Origin of the sequence: Pseudoalteromonas sp. Bsw20308, assembly GCF_000310105.2 — a bacterium.
Classification (GTDB): domain Bacteria; phylum Pseudomonadota; class Gammaproteobacteria; order Enterobacterales; family Alteromonadaceae; genus Pseudoalteromonas; species Pseudoalteromonas fuliginea.
Genome location: NZ_CP013138.1, coordinates 1,676,773 through 1,693,706 on the forward strand (window position 1 = coordinate 1,676,773; position 16,934 = coordinate 1,693,706).

At 37.2% G+C, this 16,934-nt stretch carries 13 protein-coding genes; 4 read left to right on the forward strand and 9 right to left on the reverse strand.

Translation table 11 applies throughout. The annotated features are described in order from the left end of the window. The first annotated feature begins 39 nt into the window (after positions 1-39). Together D172_RS07215 and D172_RS07220 are read left to right on the forward strand one after the other, a co-directional pair. Positions 40-1,494: a sensor histidine kinase gene (locus D172_RS07215; protein ID WP_007375232.1), complete on the forward strand. Its 1,455-nt coding sequence runs from the start codon at positions 40-42 to the stop codon at positions 1,492-1,494. Then, the gene (locus D172_RS07220) at positions 1,491-1,937 is read left to right on the forward strand and encodes a response regulator (RefSeq protein WP_007375231.1); all 447 of its coding nucleotides are present in this window, start codon (positions 1,491-1,493) and stop codon (positions 1,935-1,937) included. The genes D172_RS07215 and D172_RS07220 overlap by 4 nt, the downstream gene beginning before the upstream one ends. A gap of 126 nt (positions 1,938-2,063) precedes the next feature. Here D172_RS07220 and D172_RS07225 read toward each other — a convergent pair whose 3' ends face one another. From D172_RS07225 to nirB, 6 genes are all read right to left on the reverse strand, one after another. Continuing rightward, positions 2,064-3,779, reverse strand: coding sequence for a two-component system response regulator (locus D172_RS07225; RefSeq protein ID WP_007375230.1), 1,716 nt, complete (start codon positions 3,777-3,779; stop codon positions 2,064-2,066). Between the two features lie 63 nt (positions 3,780-3,842). After that, complete coding sequence (locus tag D172_RS07230; RefSeq protein ID WP_007375229.1) at positions 3,843-5,354, reverse strand: PAS domain-containing sensor histidine kinase; 1,512 nt, start codon at positions 5,352-5,354, stop codon at positions 3,843-3,845. Between the two features lie 813 nt (positions 5,355-6,167). Further along, complete coding sequence (locus tag D172_RS07235) at positions 6,168-7,430, reverse strand: nitrate- and nitrite sensing domain-containing protein (RefSeq protein WP_007375228.1); 1,263 nt, start codon at positions 7,428-7,430, stop codon at positions 6,168-6,170. Between the two features lie 273 nt (positions 7,431-7,703). Further along, positions 7,704-8,567 carry a uroporphyrinogen-III C-methyltransferase gene (cobA, locus tag D172_RS07240; RefSeq protein ID WP_007375227.1) on the reverse strand — a complete coding sequence of 288 codons (864 nt, stop codon included), beginning with the start codon at positions 8,565-8,567 and terminating at the stop codon, positions 7,704-7,706. A gap of 9 nt (positions 8,568-8,576) precedes the next feature. Beyond that, the gene (gene nirD, locus D172_RS07245) at positions 8,577-8,930 is read right to left on the reverse strand and encodes a nitrite reductase small subunit NirD (RefSeq protein WP_007375226.1); all 354 of its coding nucleotides are present in this window, start codon (positions 8,928-8,930) and stop codon (positions 8,577-8,579) included. Beyond that, a complete protein-coding gene (gene nirB / locus D172_RS07250) occupies positions 8,917-11,490 on the reverse strand; it encodes a nitrite reductase large subunit NirB (protein ID WP_007375225.1) in 2,574 nt (857 codons plus the stop codon). Before nirB ends, nirD begins: the two co-directional genes overlap by 14 nt. Before the next feature lie 394 nt (positions 11,491-11,884). On the opposite strand from nirB, the gene D172_RS07255 reads away from it, so the two are divergent. Next, positions 11,885-14,029, forward strand: coding sequence for a pyridoxamine 5'-phosphate oxidase family protein (locus tag D172_RS07255; protein ID WP_007375224.1), 2,145 nt, complete (start codon positions 11,885-11,887; stop codon positions 14,027-14,029). Positions 14,030-14,116: 87 nt separating this feature from the next. On the opposite strand, the gene D172_RS07260 is transcribed toward D172_RS07255, so the two are convergent. The 3 genes from D172_RS07260 to D172_RS07270 form a co-directional block, all read right to left on the reverse strand. Continuing rightward, positions 14,117-14,524 (reverse strand): type II toxin-antitoxin system death-on-curing family toxin, encoded by a 408-nt coding sequence (locus D172_RS07260; protein ID WP_007375223.1) that lies wholly within the window; start codon positions 14,522-14,524, stop codon positions 14,117-14,119. Further along, positions 14,524-14,694, reverse strand: a complete 171-nt coding sequence (locus D172_RS07265; RefSeq protein WP_007375222.1) for a hypothetical protein — start codon at positions 14,692-14,694, stop codon at positions 14,524-14,526. Before D172_RS07265 ends, D172_RS07260 begins: the two co-directional genes overlap by 1 nt. A 535-nt stretch (positions 14,695-15,229) precedes the next feature. Next, positions 15,230-15,853 (reverse strand): glutathione S-transferase, encoded by a 624-nt coding sequence (locus D172_RS07270; protein WP_007375221.1) that lies wholly within the window; start codon positions 15,851-15,853, stop codon positions 15,230-15,232. 116 nt (positions 15,854-15,969) lie between these two features. Here D172_RS07270 and D172_RS07275 point away from each other — a divergent pair, with 116 nt between their 5' ends. Beyond that, positions 15,970-16,875 carry a LysR family transcriptional regulator gene (locus tag D172_RS07275; RefSeq protein WP_007375220.1) on the forward strand — a complete coding sequence of 302 codons (906 nt, stop codon included), beginning with the start codon at positions 15,970-15,972 and terminating at the stop codon, positions 16,873-16,875. The last annotated feature ends 59 nt before the right edge of the window (positions 16,876-16,934 follow it).

The window sequence follows — 16,934 nt, forward strand, 5'->3', positions numbered from 1 at the left end:
GTTATTAACCAATAGCGAATAGAAAAACAGGCTTCGTATATGAATATAACTAACAAATTGATGCTTATAGTAATCTTAACGACAGCCGAAGTAAGTATTACCGTTTTTTCTGCCTTTGAAATAGCTAAAGGCGCTAAGTTTCATCAGCTTAATTTTCTTCATTTAAAGTATATTAACCAATTAACAAAGACAGTAAAAAAAATAAAAAACGACACCCCTGTAGACATAAATACAATAGAGTTTGATATATTGGCTATAAAGCAGCAACCTATTGATTGTCTTGATGAAGTTAATTATTTAAACCGTGTTATTATGAAAGTCATTAAGACTGATCAAGCTTTAACTATTTGCGAAAATGATATAGAAATTGCGGATAAAGCACTACTGTCAGTTACTCAATATAAGAAAGGTGAACTCAGTAGAGATGATTTTTTACTAAACCTTAATGTTGCACTTGATGGATTCAATCAACATTCAGAAATGTTTGAAGAACCAATCAGAAAAACAGTGTCGTTTATATTGATCACTTTAATACCACTTGTTTTAATTATATCCCTTTTTAATATTATTCTAATCAGTTACCTGTCACGTACCATATCTAGCTCTATACGCAATTTAACCATTCTTTTAACTAGTAAACCTGAAGATAGTACTAATTTAGATGACGAACTTGATAAAAATACCACGGGTGAATTAAAAGCATTGGTAATAGCAGCAAGACAGCGTATCAAAGATGATTTATTAAACATAGAAAATAGTATAGAGCTAAAAGCTATTGTAAACAGCCAAACAGCTTCTTTGCAGCAGGCAAATGATGAACTGGCTCAGTTTGCTTATCGGGCATCACATGATTTAAAGTCACCGTTATCGGGCGCTAAATCTTTGGCTCAATTTGTTATTCAAGATATAGAAGCTGGTGATATTAAAGAGGCCTGTCAAAATGCGAAAATTATTTACCAACAAATGGAGAAGTTAGAAACACTTGTTGTTGATATTTTATTATTAGCAAAAGCAGATATAGGTAATGAAAACGAAGAATTAATTGATTTTAATCAGTTAATTACTGATATGGAAGAACGACTGGCTTGGTTAATGAAAGATAATCCTTGTACATTAACAACGAATATTAATTTATCGACACCTATCAAATCAGAAAAAGCGCGTTTTGCTCAAATCATCGAAAATTTGATATCAAATGGGTTGAAATATTACGACACAAATAAGGATGCGCCTTATGTTCACTGCGATATTTTTAACGAACAAGAGACGTTCAATATTACAGTTACCGATAATGGGATTGGAATACCTGATAAGCATCAAAGCGAAGTGTTTGATATGTTCAAGCGATTTCATGTTGAGACAAGTAGCGGCTCAGGTTTGGGTATGGCACTAGTTAAAAAACATATAGAGTATTTAGATGGAGAAATATCATTGCAAAGTTTTAATAGCGGTACAACATTCAAAATAACAATACCTATGGATAAATTAAGATGAAAAAAGTAAAACCACCTATATTAATTATCGATGACAATGAAGTTGATCGGTATATCCTTAAAAGATTAATAAAAGAAGCTAACTTAGAGCTTACCATTTTTGAAAAAAAAGATGGTCAAGAGGCGTTAGAATTTCTCGAAAATTATGAAGCGAATAGAAAAGAACACCCAGATGGCTTTCCCCCAATATTGATTTTTTTAGACATTAATATGCCCAGAGTTAATGGTATTCAATTTTTAGACGAGTTTGCCAAGCTCAGGAAAGTCATTGAAATAAGTTCTTGCGTAGTCATGATGTTCAGCTCATCAGAACGAGAAGAAGAGAAAAAAATTATTATGGCGCATGATTTTGTTAAAGGCTATTTAGTTAAGGGAACTTTTAAGGCTGAAGATCTAAAAGAGAAGGTACTGTCTGTTATTGATACTCCAATACAGGGAGATTAAAAATTATTACGATCTCAATATATTATTAGTTTATATTGAGTGAAAATAGAGTTTTAGGTGTTTTTCGGTTTAGCAAAATACAGCCTCTGTTATTTTATTTTGACGATTTCAATATAGGTAATATTTCTAGATTGAATCGTCGGCGTTCTTAGTGAGTAATAAGTCTATGTCGTTTGCAGGCATGGGCCTTGAAAATAAAAAGCCTTGTAAATAGTCTATTTCTAATTGTTTACATAAATCGTGCTGTGCTTGGGTTTCAATACCTTCGGCGACAATATCAAAATCTAATTTTTTAAGCATCAGAGACAACCCTTCTATTACTTTTAGTCGTTTCCCTTTTTCACCATCAGATGATTGCATGCTTTTATCTAACTTAACAATATCAATGGGGTAAGATATAAGATGAGATATAGATGAATAGCCCATACCAAAATCGTCCAAAGCAATTCTAAAGCCATTATTAGATAAGGTGGTTAATATATCAGTAACTTCTTCGTTATCTTTGATAAAGGCTGTTTCAGTTATTTCTAAAATTATACTATTAACATTCACATCATATTGCTTTACAGCTGCGAGTAAATAAGCGAGCAATCCTTCACTCTGAAGCTGTATTGGGGAAATGTTTATTGATAAATTTAGCGGAATTTTAAAACGAGTTTGCCATAATGATAATTGCTGTAGAGCTGTTGAAATAATCCACTCGCCAAGCGTCACAATTAATCGGCATTCTTCCGCAATGGGTATAAATTCATCAGGAGTATAACTAATATCGGAATCTGGCCAGCGAATTAAAGCTTCTACACCTGATATTTTTTGCCGTTTAGAGCAATAAACAGGTTGGTAAAATATTCGAAAGTTTTCTTGTTCTAAATTTTCTTTAATTTTGTTTTGAATATCAACGCGACGACTAAACTCGTATTGATATTGTTCTTTATAAAAACTAATTTTTGCTTTACCGTTTTGCTTAGAGCGATACATTGCAATATCAGCACATTTAAGCAGTTCATGTGACTCCGTCGCATCTTGAGGATATATAGCACTGCCAATACTCACACTACAGTTAATCGTTCTACCATCATGTAAAAAAGGCTCAGAAACATTAGCTAGGATCCTATTTGCTATCATACCTATTTGATTAATATTACTTATACCACCAATAATAACAGCAAATTCATCTCCCCCTAATCGAGCAAACCCTTCGTCTCTTCTTAGGCAGTGGTTAATTCTTGTTACAGTTTGTATTAAAATCTGATCGCCTACATTATGCCCTAATGTGTCGTTTATATGTTTGAAATTATCTAAATCCAATGCCAAAAGCGCGACACTATTTTTAGTCCGTTTATTATTGGCAATCATTACTTTTAATATTTCTTCAAAATGGTATCGGTTTGACAAACCCGTTAGCTGATCCCTTTCTGCCATATGCTTTACAGCGAGGTAACTGTCATGCATGCGTTGTTCAGCTTCAAAGCGTTTTTTAGCGTATATAAGTGCTTTATTTAAACTACTACGTGTAATATCACCCTTAGGTAAAAAATCTTGTGCACCGGCTTCTATACACTCAATTGCGAGGGTTGAGTTCTCTGATGAACTAATCATAATTATTGCAGTATTACCAAGTTTTGGCTTTGCTCGCATCTCAAGAAGCATTTCGATACCATCTTCTTTAGGCATATTATAATCGAGTAGTATTATGTCAAAATGCGAACTTTCAATAGCGTTTAAACCTTCGGTAACACATGTTACTTCAGTAATATCATGAAGTTGAGAGCCATCTGAAATAAGCATCTTTTTAATTAATTTACGATCTACTAAGTCATCATCAACTATTAAAATATACATAAGTTCCTTAAGGGTTTAGCACTATGCCAATACTCATCTTTAATTAATAAAACAATTTTATTGCTAAATTTTTGGCCAAAAAATAGTAAATGTACTGCCAAGCTTTCCATCAGATGCTACTTCAATCTTACCGCCATAATTAATAATGAGCTTTTTTGCTACACAAAGACCAATACCACTACCTTCTACGTCATCACGAGATCGCAGAGTTTGAAACAATTTAAAAATGAGTGAAAAATACTTTGGATCTATTCCAGGGCCATTATCTGTTATTTCAATAAGATAATAATGATGAGAAGGCCGCAGAGAAACGTGTATAACACCAAGCTCTTTATCGTTATGTTTTATAGCATTACTAATAAGGTTTAAAATGACTGTTTTGAAGGGGACTACAGGTATGTTTAATAATTTATCATTTGCATCTATATGAACAGTTACCGTTTCTGGGATCTCTAAACATTCAGCGATTTCAAGATAGACATTTTCTAAAGACAAGTCAGAGCGGGTAGAATCACAGCGATCTACTCTCGAATAGCTCAGTAAATCTTCTAGTAACACCTGCATTCTATTAGTGCGATTAATTACTAACTGAAAGTTTTCTAAATGCTCTTCAGGAAGCAGATCTTTACAGTCATCCGAAATCCACTCTAGTAAACGTTTAATTGCATTTAATGGCGATTTTAAATCGTGAGAAGCAATACTGGTAAACTCGTCAAGTTCACTGTTTGCTTTTTGTAATTTAGATATTAAATTTTCTTTTTCAGCTATGTCTCTGCACACACCTAAAATATAATATTTACCAGACTTATCTTCAAAGCGTTGTTTTATAGTTTCTACAGTAATCTGCATGCCATTAGGCATTGCTAAATTTTCGACTGTTTTACTAATGCCGCAATCTAAAGCAATTTTGTCTTGCGCTAAAAATGCAGTAGCCGCATCTTCTTCGTAGTGTTCAATTGTAGTAAAGCCGATTATTTTGTTTTGCATTTCTTTTGGATAACTATTTTTGAAGGCATCATTTGCGTATACAATTTTAAAGTTTTCGTCCTTTATAAAAACAAAATCTCTATTTAGCTCAGAGATCATTGAATGAAGTTCAGCATCTTTTTCTTTTTTAAATATAAAATTAAGTTGGAGTAATTGATTTACAATATTTTTTTGTATGGTGGCTAATATCGTTTTATCTTTTTCTGTAAATGCGGACTCACTTTTTCGTTCAAATATCAACCAACCCAATTTTAAGTTCGATGGTAAAATAATGAGTGATATAACCCTGCGCATTTTGGAGTTTACATTTAAGGGAGTATTTGAAGTGCTTTTTGAGTTACCCTCGATAATAGATTCATTAAATACTTCACTATTTAGCGCCTCTGCGGCTATGGCTATTTTCGAACCATATTGGTACAACTCAATTTGACCCTGTGGTGAATTTGCAATAATAGAGCATGCCGTAGCATCAAAAACATTTAAGATTAGTTCAACAATGTGCTCTAAGTTTTTTTGAATGTCGTTATCAACAAAAAAATTCGAATCTGTTGGTAATATATTCTCAATATAGCGTCCTACATTAGGCATTAACACTTCCTTCAATCTAATCACTTAACTAGTACCTGTTGAACTTTCATGATTGAAATTCGTTCAATCTAAGAGCTGTCTAATCGTGGCGCGAGGTTTGTAACCTAGTGGGCTCGGCAACTGCTCCTGCGTTATCGCCTATTTTTGGGGAGTAACCACATTACATAGGCTCTGCCTTGCTTAAATACCAAACAGTTTGCTGCCAATTCAACCTCGAAAGATGAACAGGCCTTAATATAAAATGCCCTCACATTAAAACGCTATGTAACAAGCAATTAACTTATTGTAGTTGATTATTATGAGTTTGCTTAAATAATCTATTTTTATAAATTAACTTTTTAAATTAAAAGCTTACCTAATTTAAATACACCGTGTTTTAGGTTTTTAAAAGCAATTACACAGGCATTTTAATATACGGTTTAATATCAGTTCGCAGTAATGCTTAATCAATTTGAGAATTAACTCTGACGCTAACCGCGTTAAAATTACTGGTTTACGACTATGTATGCAGAGGCAACTGTCGAGAACTACTAATAACAGAAATTTCTGTCTTGTTATCTATCAGGTTTTCTTATCTCAAAGTAGCTCACTTAATTAAGGGAGTTGGTCATAATTAGTTTAATCAGAAAAGGTATAATAGGGCGTGTTAAGCTCGCAAAATTAAACTTTAATTAATGAAGTTTAATCACACGGCTAAATTTGGGTTTAGTGGAAATTGAACAAAGCTAATGCTACTTGCAATACAGGCTAAGTAAAATTTTTGAATTGTAGTATTGACCATTTTATTAACCAGAAAGTAGATTATTTATTACTTCAATCACTCAGTTCCACAATTGTTTGCGCTACGCTGTATAACGTTTTATGTGAATTCATCGCTTGCTTTTGAAGTTGTTTATGGGCTTGTTCTTCAGTGAGCTTTAACTGCTCAATAAGTATGTACTTGGCTTGGTGAATGACCTTTTGCTCACTAATAACTTTTTTAGCGTCAAGTAACGCTTGGTTTATTTGTTTAATATGCTGGCTTTGCTCGATAATTAAATCATACATACTTTTATTACTATTGAGCTTATCGGCCGCTATATTTTGGCTTACTTCTGGCTCTGGTTGCTTAATGGCTAATTGCCCAAAAGTCGGGGCTATGTGTTGCTCTGCCATATTGTTAAGTACCTGCTTATTGGTATTTAAACTGCGTTGAGCACAGGCTATTTGCATTGCTGCGGTATCAATTAATTGATCTGCTATATTTTGTTCAATTTTGTGCATTATATCTATGCGCGTGGTGGTTACTTCGTACCATACTTCACTCAGTTGTGAGAGAGGTTGGGCGTTCTCGTCATCGAGTTTTTGCAGTAAACTTCTAAGTTGCTCTACCTGATTATTAACCTGATGTGTTGTTAATGTGGCAAAGCATTTTAAAAGGTGCGCATCGGCGTACTCATTAAAAAAGTCAAAACTGTGGTTTTGTTCTTGTACAAAATGCGCGAGTTGTTGTTTTTGCTCAGTGGTAAATTTACTCGCTGCAAATGCTTGTGCACCACATGCTCGCTCTTGTCCTGCGTATTCTTTGCCTTGCATAAAGTTAAAAAATGCAACTAATAGGCGGGTTATTTTAGGATCGCTTGCGCCGTCTGCGGCTTCTAAAATAATATTGAGTAAACTAGCAATTAACTGCGTGAACGACTGCGTAGCATGCACTGCACTAATGTTTTGGTGTGCTATTTGGTTGCGTAGTACGGGCAATGCCTCAAGTGTTTGCAGGCTATAGGTAATTAAATTAAATAACCGAGTATGACCAGTATCGGCGTTGTCTTTTATAAATGTTTGTTTAAGAGAATCATAAAATGCAGTTTGTGCGCTGCTGCTTAAAGGAATTTGCTCTTGTAATTGGGTTTTAAAACGTTCACGATTTGAGGCTAAAAATATATTACTCATCGCGCGCTCTTTTTGTAACTGATGTACAAAATCGCCTAATTTAGTAAGCGAGGCACAACTGTTTTGTAATTGCTTTAGCGCGTGTATTTCTTGATATTTAGCCGCTAATAAAAACTGTTTTGTGAGAGGATTGCTTGTCGCCATTGGTATTATTCCACACTTTTTTGTTTTTAAAGTGCAACCATTGTTCCAATCATTAATAAATTTCATCATTGAATTTAAAATCAAGCTAATACAATTGCTTAAAGTGTTATTTTTGTTTGTCACTGTGTTTCTATAATTTAACTTACCATTACTTTTAACTTATTTGGTGCATTTAAACATGTTATTGCACACAACTTGAACCCAAATTAAAAACAAAAAAAGCGCTTACTCCTGGGGAGATAGTAAGCGCGAAAGTGCATTATTCATTTTGTATCATGCGTTAACATTTATACTGTTTAATAACTCAGGACTAATTGCCATTTTATGATTTATTACTTCACCAATCATAATTAGGGTAGGGCCTTGAAGGTTGTGTTTAGCATGCTCATTTACTATCAGTTCAAGCGTACTGGTAATTACCTTTTGCTTAGTGGTAGTGGCATTCTCTATTAGTGCAATGGGTGTATTACTTGGCCAACCCACTGATTGCAAACCGCAGCTTAGCGTTTGTAAGCGCGAAAGCCCCATATAAACCACTAAAGTTGGGTTGTTGTTTGCAGGCATAAACGCGTAATTTTGCCAATGAGGTTGCTTATTAGGATCGGCAAACTGCGCCGTTAAAAATGTAACACTACGCGCTACATCGCGTGCAGTGAGCGGAATACCCGTATAAGCGGAAGTAGCGCAAGCCGTTGTGACACCCGGAACAATAGCAAAATTAATATTATGCTTACTAAGCGCATCGGCTTCTTCGTTAATACGTGCAAATATACTCGGATCACCGCCTTTTAAACGCACTACATTTAAGCCTTGTTGCGCGTATTTAACCAGTAGTTCGCATATGTTGGCTTGGGTCATCGAATGCTTACCCGCACGTTTACCTACAAATACACGCTGCGCTTTTTTAGGTAGCGTTTTTAACAAATCATCACTTACTAACCAATCATATAAAACAACATCGGCGGCATTAATTAAACGCTGCGCTTTTACTGTAATTAGCTCTGCGTCTCCTGGGCCCGCACCAATTATATAAACGTTGCCGCTTTTGACGCTGCGACTATTTGTGCTTGTTAGCTTAGTAACGAGCTTATTTAGCCACACGTTTTCAATACCCGAAAAATAAGACAATACACTCATACTATTCCCCTAAGCCACAGCTATTGTAACTTTTGGTTCAGAGCTTATAAATACACTGCCGTTTTCAATTTTTGCATTGAAAACCGGTAAGTGTATTGCTTGTGCTTCTAAACATTCGCCTGTTTCTAGGCAAAAGTGTTGCTTATATAAAGGCGATGCAACAACTAATTTATTGTCGATTGAGCCAATAATGCCACGCGATAATACATTAGCTTTGCCAATAGGATCGTAGTTGCTAATGGCAAACACAGCCGTTGGGTTTTGCGGAATGTAAAAAATAGCCACTTGCTGATTATTAACTAATGCGCATACGCCGCTATTAGCCACTAGGTTGTCGATTGTTCCAATATTATGCCAAGACATCAGCTTGCTCCTCTTCAACTTCCATTACTGGAATACGGTTTTGTGTATTACGTTGCTCACGCTTTTCGGCTTCTGTAGCAGGGCGGATTTGGTTACGCTCTTGTACAAACAAAATGTTATCGTCGGTTTCGGGGCTATTAACAAACTGGCGGAATCGTTTGGCTGCATCAGGGCTTTCAATCGCTTTTTTCCACTCACACGCATAGGTTTGTGTAATTAACTCCATTTGCGCTTCTAGCTCGTCGCAAATGCCTAAGCTGTCGTCAATTACTACGCTTTTAAGGTAGTCTAAACCGCCTTCAAGGTTTTCCATCCATACCGATGTACGTTGTAATTTGTCAGCCGTTTTAATGTAAAACATAATTACGCGGTCAATGTATTTAATAAGAGTAGGTGTGTCTAAATCGGTCGCAAATAAATCAGCATGGCGAGGGCGCATACCGCCATTACCACACACGTATAAGTTCCAGCCGTTTTCGGTGGCTATAATGCCAATATCTTTACTTTGTGCTTCGGCGCATTCGCGGGTACAACCCGATACCGCCATTTTAAATTTATGCGGCGCACGTAACCCTTTGTAGCGGTTTTCTATTTCTATTGCGTGTCCAACGCTATCTTGCACACCATAACGACACCACGTACTACCCACACACGATTTAACGGTTCTAAGAGACTTACCATAGGCATGACCGGTCTCAAATCCGGCTTCGATAAGTCGCTCCCAAATAACAGGAAGCTCTTCTAAGCGCGCACCAAATAAATCAATACGTTGACCGCCAGTGACTTTGCAGTACAGGTTAAAGTCTTTGGCTACTTGTCCAATTACAATGAGTTTGTCGGGGGTTATTTCGCCGCCAGCAATACGCGGTACTACAGAGTACGAACCATCTTTTTGCATGTTTGCTAGGTATGTATCGTTAGTGTCTTGCAAGCCAACATGAGCGGGTTCTAAAATAAAGTCGTTCCATGTTGAAGCTAAAATAGAGCCAATGGCAGGTTTACATATTTCACAGCCATGACCGCTGCCGTGTTTAGTTAGTAAGTCATCAAAGCTTTTAATGCTTTCTACTTTTACCATGTGCAGTAGTTCTTGGCGTGAATACGCAAAGTGCTCACATACATGGTTGTTTACTTCAACACCGCGACTTGCTAATTCGTTATCAACAACTGATTTTAATAACGCAGCACAACCGCCACAGCCGCTTGCTGCTTTAGTGCATGATTTTACCGAGGCTAAATCGCACGAGCCGCCATCAATTGCACCTACAATGTCGCCTTTACTCACATTGTGACACGAACAAATAGTGGCTGTGTCGGGTAGGGCACTGCCCGATAACGACGGCGCGCCGCCGCTGTCTGGTAAAATTAAACACTCAGGGTTTTCTGGTAAGTCCATGTCGTTAAGCATGTACTGCAGTAAAGTATCGTAATCGCTGGTATCGCCAACAAGTACAGCACCCAGTAATTTATTACCTTTTTCACTTAGTATGATTTTTTTATAACAGCCGCGAATAGCATCTTGATATATAAGTTCTTTACAGTCTGGCGTTTTTGCGTGAGCGTCGCCAATCGAGCCTACTTCTACGCCTAATAACTTAAGTTTTGTGCTCATATCGGCACCTAAAAACTCAAGCTCGCCACCACTTAATTGACTTGCTGCAACGCGCGCCATGTTGTAACCCGGCGCTACTAAGCCAAATAGTTTTTTGTCCCACAGGGCGCACTCGCCAATGGCTAAAATATCAGGATCAGATGTTTGGCATTGGTTATTAATAATAATACCGCCGCGCTCACCCAGTTCTAAATCAGCAATTTTACCTAGCTGATCATACGGTCGAATACCGGCTGAGAACAAAATTAGATCTGTTTCTAAAAATGACTCGTCCGAAAAATTTAATCTAAAGCGACTGGTTTCGCCTTTTACTATTTCGCTGGTTGCTTTTGATGTATGTACTGTTACGCCAAGTTTTTCTATTTTATTTTTTAGTAGCGTACCGCCTTGTCCATCAAGTTGAACAGCCATAAGTTGTGGCGCAAATTCAACTACGTGGGTATCAAGCCCTAGTTGCTTAATCGCATTTGCGGCTTCAAGCCCCAACAAACCACCACCAATAACAACACCGCTTTTACTTACAGCGGCACTGGCTTTTATTTGTTCTAAATCTTCTAATGTGCGATACACCAAACAATGGGGTTGGTCGTTACCTTTTATAGGCGGCACAAATGGGAACGAACCTGTCGCGAGTACAAGTTTGTCGTACGGGTATTGCTCACCCGTTAATGTGGTCACTATTTTTGCTGATCTATCAATGTCTTCAACCCACTGGCTGGTATGCACATTAATATTAAGTTGTTTATAGTTGTCGTGAGTGGTGAGTGCTAAATCGGCGGCTGTTTTGCCATCAAATACACTTGATAAATACACGCGATCGTATGCAAGATTTGCTTCTCCGCAAAGTACAGTAATGTCTGCGTTGGCATCGCTTTGGCGCATTTGCTCAACAAAGTGGTGTCCGACCATACCATTACCAATAATGAGTATTTTTTGCGAGGTTTGCATATGGCATTCCTTAAAGTGACGGTTTAAATACAAATAACAAAAAAGCCCGCCACAAATACGCATTATGCATAATTGTGTGCGGGCTTCTTTGCCGATGGTTGCTAATAGCTATAGTGCCAACAACCTAAATTTTTGCCGTAAGTAAAACTGGCTTGTTAACAGAGTGTTTGCAAAAATATAGCCAGTTTTTTAAGTTATTGTTTAAATAGTATTTAATGTTTTTTTAGAGTGAGTGAAAAACCCGTTTTGATATATGTTGGTGCGCGCTTGGCACTAAGAGGGTGCAAGTATTGTCATTGTTTTGTGCATTATCAGTCAATAAAACACCCATTATCATTCATTGTGTATTGAGTTAAATTTAGCCCATGAAATACGCACACGAATTACAAGCAAAATGATAAACACAGACTCAATAGGTGCTTCACCTTTTCATGAAGGCGAGCTGGCAATACAAGACAAACTCGGTAAACGAGAAATAATGGCAGCATTTGGTAAACGTGGCGTGCGCTCATTTATGCCAGAGCAGCATCAAGCATTTTTTGAGCAGTTACCATTTGTGGTTGCAGGCAGTGTTGATGAAAACGCTAATCCGTGGGTATCTATTGTTTCAGGGCAGCCAGGCTTTTTAAGCGCCACAACTCCTACGTCGTTATTAATGACCCACGCGGTTGATAAAAACGACCCCTTACATAACACGTTAAATATTGCCGGTTCGCCAATTGGTTTATTAGGCATTGAGCTAGGCACGCGTAGGCGTAACCGTTTAAATGTGCGCGTTGGTGAGGCAATTAGTGATAATCAGGTGAGTTTTAATGTTGATCAATCCTTTGGAAATTGCCCGCAGTATATTCAAACGCGCGACTTAACGTTTAATAGAGATCCTTTAGTTAAAAGTAGTGCAGTACAAAAAGTTGAATTTAATACACTTGATAACGCAGCTAGTGTGTTAATTGACACAACCGATACATTTTTTGTATCGAGTTTTATAACCGCTAAAAACAATCCAAAAATTGAAGGTGTTGATGTTTCTCACCGTGGTGGGTTGCCGGGCTTTGTAAAGCGCGAAGGCAACACATTAACGATTCCTGATTACGCAGGTAACAATTTTTTTAATACCTTGGGTAACTTTTTATTAAACCCAAAAGCAGGTTTGTTATTTCCTGATTTTGACACGGGTAATGTATTAATGCTTACCGGCAGCGTTGAAATCTTATGGGACGGGCATCCAGAGTTAGAGGGCTTTATTGGCGCAGACCGAGGCTGGAAATTTACCCTCACTAAAGGAATGTGGCTAAAAAACTTACTCCCGTTTAGTGCTAAATTTGATGCTTATTCCCCTAACACTAAAATGACGGGCACGTGGCTTGAGGCTGATAAAAACAAACAAGCCGAAAAACTAAAACATACTTGGCAGCCTTTAAAAGTAACTAAAATAACGAAAGAAAGTAATGTAATTACCTCCTTTTATTTAGAAGGGCATAACAATACAACCTTGTTACCGTTTAAAGCTGGGCAGCATTTAACTGTACAAATACCAAGTAGTAGTAATAACAGTAATAACAAACCTGTTATTAGAACCTACACCGTTTCATCAAGCCCTCATGAACTCTTTTATCGGTTATCGATTAAAAAAGAACTCAGTGGTGAGGTGTCTAACTACTTTCATAATAACGTAAAAGTAGGTGACGTTATTTTAGCTAAATACCCACAAGGGCAATTTTTTATTGACTCAACCAATACTAAACCAGCGGTACTCATTGGTGGCGGAATAGGTATTACACCTATGATCTCAATGGCTAAACATATTGCCAATGAAGGGTTAAGAACCCGCTATACACGCCCTTTACATATTTTTCACAGTGCTAAAAACACCCAACAGCGTGCGTTTTATAACGAGCTAAAAACGTTAGCAGATACGAGTGGCGGCGCAATTGATTACTACTCACTTTTATCTCAGCCTGAACTTGATGAAAAGCAAGACAATGGCTTTAACGTAAAAGATGAGAGCTTTAATTTAAAAGACGAAAGCTTTGATTTAAAAGGGCGCATAAATGCGGATGTGTTTAGATACTATTTACCACTTGATGATTACGAGTTCTTTTTATGCGGACCTGCTGCGTTTATGCAGCACGTATATAACGAACTGTTATTGCTCGGTGTGCAGGATAAAAACATATTTGCTGAAGCATTTGGACCCTCCAGTATTAAGCGCAAAGTACTTAACACAAACGAAGCGCCTAATAAAAGCAAAGAGATGAGCGCTGAAGAAGCAGACAACACTGTAATTAAATTTAGTAAATCGGGCTTTGAACAACGCTGGAATAAAGGCGATAACACTATACTTAATGTAGCCGAATCCCATGGTTTAGAACCTGAATTTGGCTGTCGAAACGGTAGCTGCGGCAGTTGCGCCGTAAGAATAAATGCAGGCGCTGTGGTTTATCGCAATAACGTAAGTTACCCAGTAGAGACAGAGCAGGCGCTAATTTGCTGCGCCGTACCTGCTAAAGGCGTTGATGAGCTTGATTTAGAGCTGTAGGTTAAAATTGCACTTGAGGTGTAAAAAATTTGCGAAGCCCAAAATGGAATTAATACTGTTTTAGGTAATGACTATTTAGCTATCCGATTATGTATTTTTATTGGTAGGGTTTTCTTGGAAATACTGTGCATACAATACATCAGCAAAATCATTTTCACTAATTTCACCGATAACTAAATCTTTTACAGCATCAGCTATTAAATCGTTATCGCTAATTAATTCGTATTCATTTAATGACAAATACTCTAGACCAACAACTAGCCCTGTTCGTTTATTTGCGTCAGGTAATGCATGAGCTATAGCTATACTTGCTGTATATTTAGCTGCTATTTCAAATACATCATCCAATCCATCGTAGATAATTGCATTATCTATTCGCCCTAAAGCACCCTGTAATTTAGGAATGTCGACAGCACCTTTCATACCGGGTTCACTTTCTAAAATAAAAGCATTAATTTCAATAACCCTTTCAAATGGAAAGCAAATTATTTCCATTACATATGAGCCAATTTAGTAAATGTTTTTCTGTGCGTTCTTATAGCTAGTTTAGCTTCAGATTTTACAATTTGCTTACCTGATTCCCCAGATAAATCTAAAATTTTAGTTGCTTTAATCTTAGGTCTAGCAACTGCTGAAACACCGTAAGCTTCTACTTTCTTATTCATCACAATCACCTTTTGATAACGTATTAAGTTGAGTATACATCTATATCATGAAAGAGAACATGGCGAGGTTGTAGAATAACTCTAACAGCGAAAATTAATTAAAAAATGAGCTTATGAAATAATCTTTAAGTTTTTAAACATGTAAATAGTACATTTGAAACTTATAAAAAAAAGCACGATGACTTCTTTTAAAGCAGTAGTAAGCTGTTATCACTGGGCAAGTAAACCTATTTTTGTTTTAGGCATTGTGACACCGCCATACATTTCGCGAATATCTGAGTGCTCCCCTATATTTATTCCTACCGCCAAATTTTAGATATCTTCTAACTGCTCTATCAGAAAAAATTCCCCTTATTTTCACATGAAATTTCTCACAGAATTATTCGCATAGATTTGTATCAACTAATTGAATTTATAGTTGTCTGCCAGTCAAAATGTCGGCCTATTCACTTACACTAAATTTCAGATTTCGCTTAAACAAGCACAAAAAAAGAGGCTTAATAGCCTCTTATAAAACAGTATTAAAAACTTAAAACTAAGCCAGCAAACCCGCTTTTGTTTCAGGCATTGCTATAAAACCATCAAGTTTACGTACGTTGTTTAGCCATCTTAAAATATTTGGGTATTGCTCAAGCGATACGCCGCCCTCCGGTGCGTGCGCTATGTACGAAAAGTTGGCAATGTCGGCAATAGTTGGCTGAGTGCCTACTAAGTATTCGCGATTTTGTAAGTATGCATCCATTGTTTTAAATAATGTATGGGCAATGTTTATCGCGTTTTGATGATCAAGCTCTGCGCCAAATACCGAAACTAAACGCGCTGCACACGGTCCTGAAGCCACAAGCCCTGCAGCAACGCTCAACCAGCGCTGAATGTGCGCTTGAACAGTAATATCTTCTGGGTACCAGGTTCTGTTAGCATCAAACTTTTGTGCCAAGTACAGTAAAATAGCGTTTGAATCGTTAATAATGTCGTCGTTATGTTTTAGTACCGGTACTTGTCCAAAAATATTCATTTTTAGAAAGTCAGCGTGCTTTTGTGCGCCGTTTTGCAGTGCCACATCAACCATATTTACATCAAGCTTTAAAAGCGATGTAAATAACTCTGCACGATGTGAATGACCAGATAAAGTAAAACGGTATAGCGTTAGATTGCTCATGGGTTGTCCTGTTTTTAATTTTAAATAGTGATTTTTAATAACGCTATTCTTTCACTATTATCAGTTTTGAAAAACCGAGCTAGTAAGGAATAAATGTCAATGCTATATTGACAATCATGGATACTATTATTGGCATTAAAACAATCATAGCGGTTGTTGAAACAGGCTCTTTTACAGCCGCAGGCGACAGACTAGGGCTTTCAAAGGCGCTGGTTAGTAAATACGTGGGCATTGTAGAGCAAGACTTAGGGGTTAGATTATTTAACCGCTCCACGCGCAGAATTTCGATTACCGAAGCGGGGCAAAGTTATTACACAAGCGTAGTACCTGTAATTGAAAGCTACAGTGAAATGCTCGATAACTTATCGGGTCAAACAGCGCTTGCTAGCGGCAAACTTAGAGTGAGTGCGCCGGTGTCGTTTGGTGAATCAAACCTTGCGCCATTAATGCCTGAGTTACTGAGCCGATACCCCGATTTAAGTATTGATTTAGTGCTTTCAGACAAAACAATTGATTTGCTAGAAGAGGGGGTTGATTTAGCAATAAGAATTGGCAGTGTGTCTGACTCTAATTTAATCGCGAGGCAAATTACCAGCTACCCTCTAATTTTATGTGCGTCAGCCGAATACATTCAGCGTTTTGGCGCACCAGCGAGTGTTAACGAGCTTGAACAACATGCTACGGTGATTGATAGCAACTTTAAAATAGGTCGCCATTGGCCACTTGTTTCACCTACTGGTGAGGCATTAACGGCAAACGTAAACTCGCGTGTTTCGGTTAATAATCCGCAAGCAGTAAAAGAGGTGGTTGTAGCGGGTGGCGGTATTGGCTTGATCCCTGAAATAGTGGTGAGAGACGATATTGCATCGGGCAAGCTTGTGCAGGTTATGCAAGGCTATAAAACCTTTGAGTTTGGCTTATTTGCTATTTATCCGCATAGAAAGTTTGTGGCTCAAAAGGTCACGTCGTTTATTCAGTTTTTATTTGAAAAGTTTGAAGCTAAGCCAAAAACAAAAACCTAAAATCAGTTAAGTGATTTTAGGCTTTTAAGATTGATTTTAAACTTATTTAAAATAGCTAC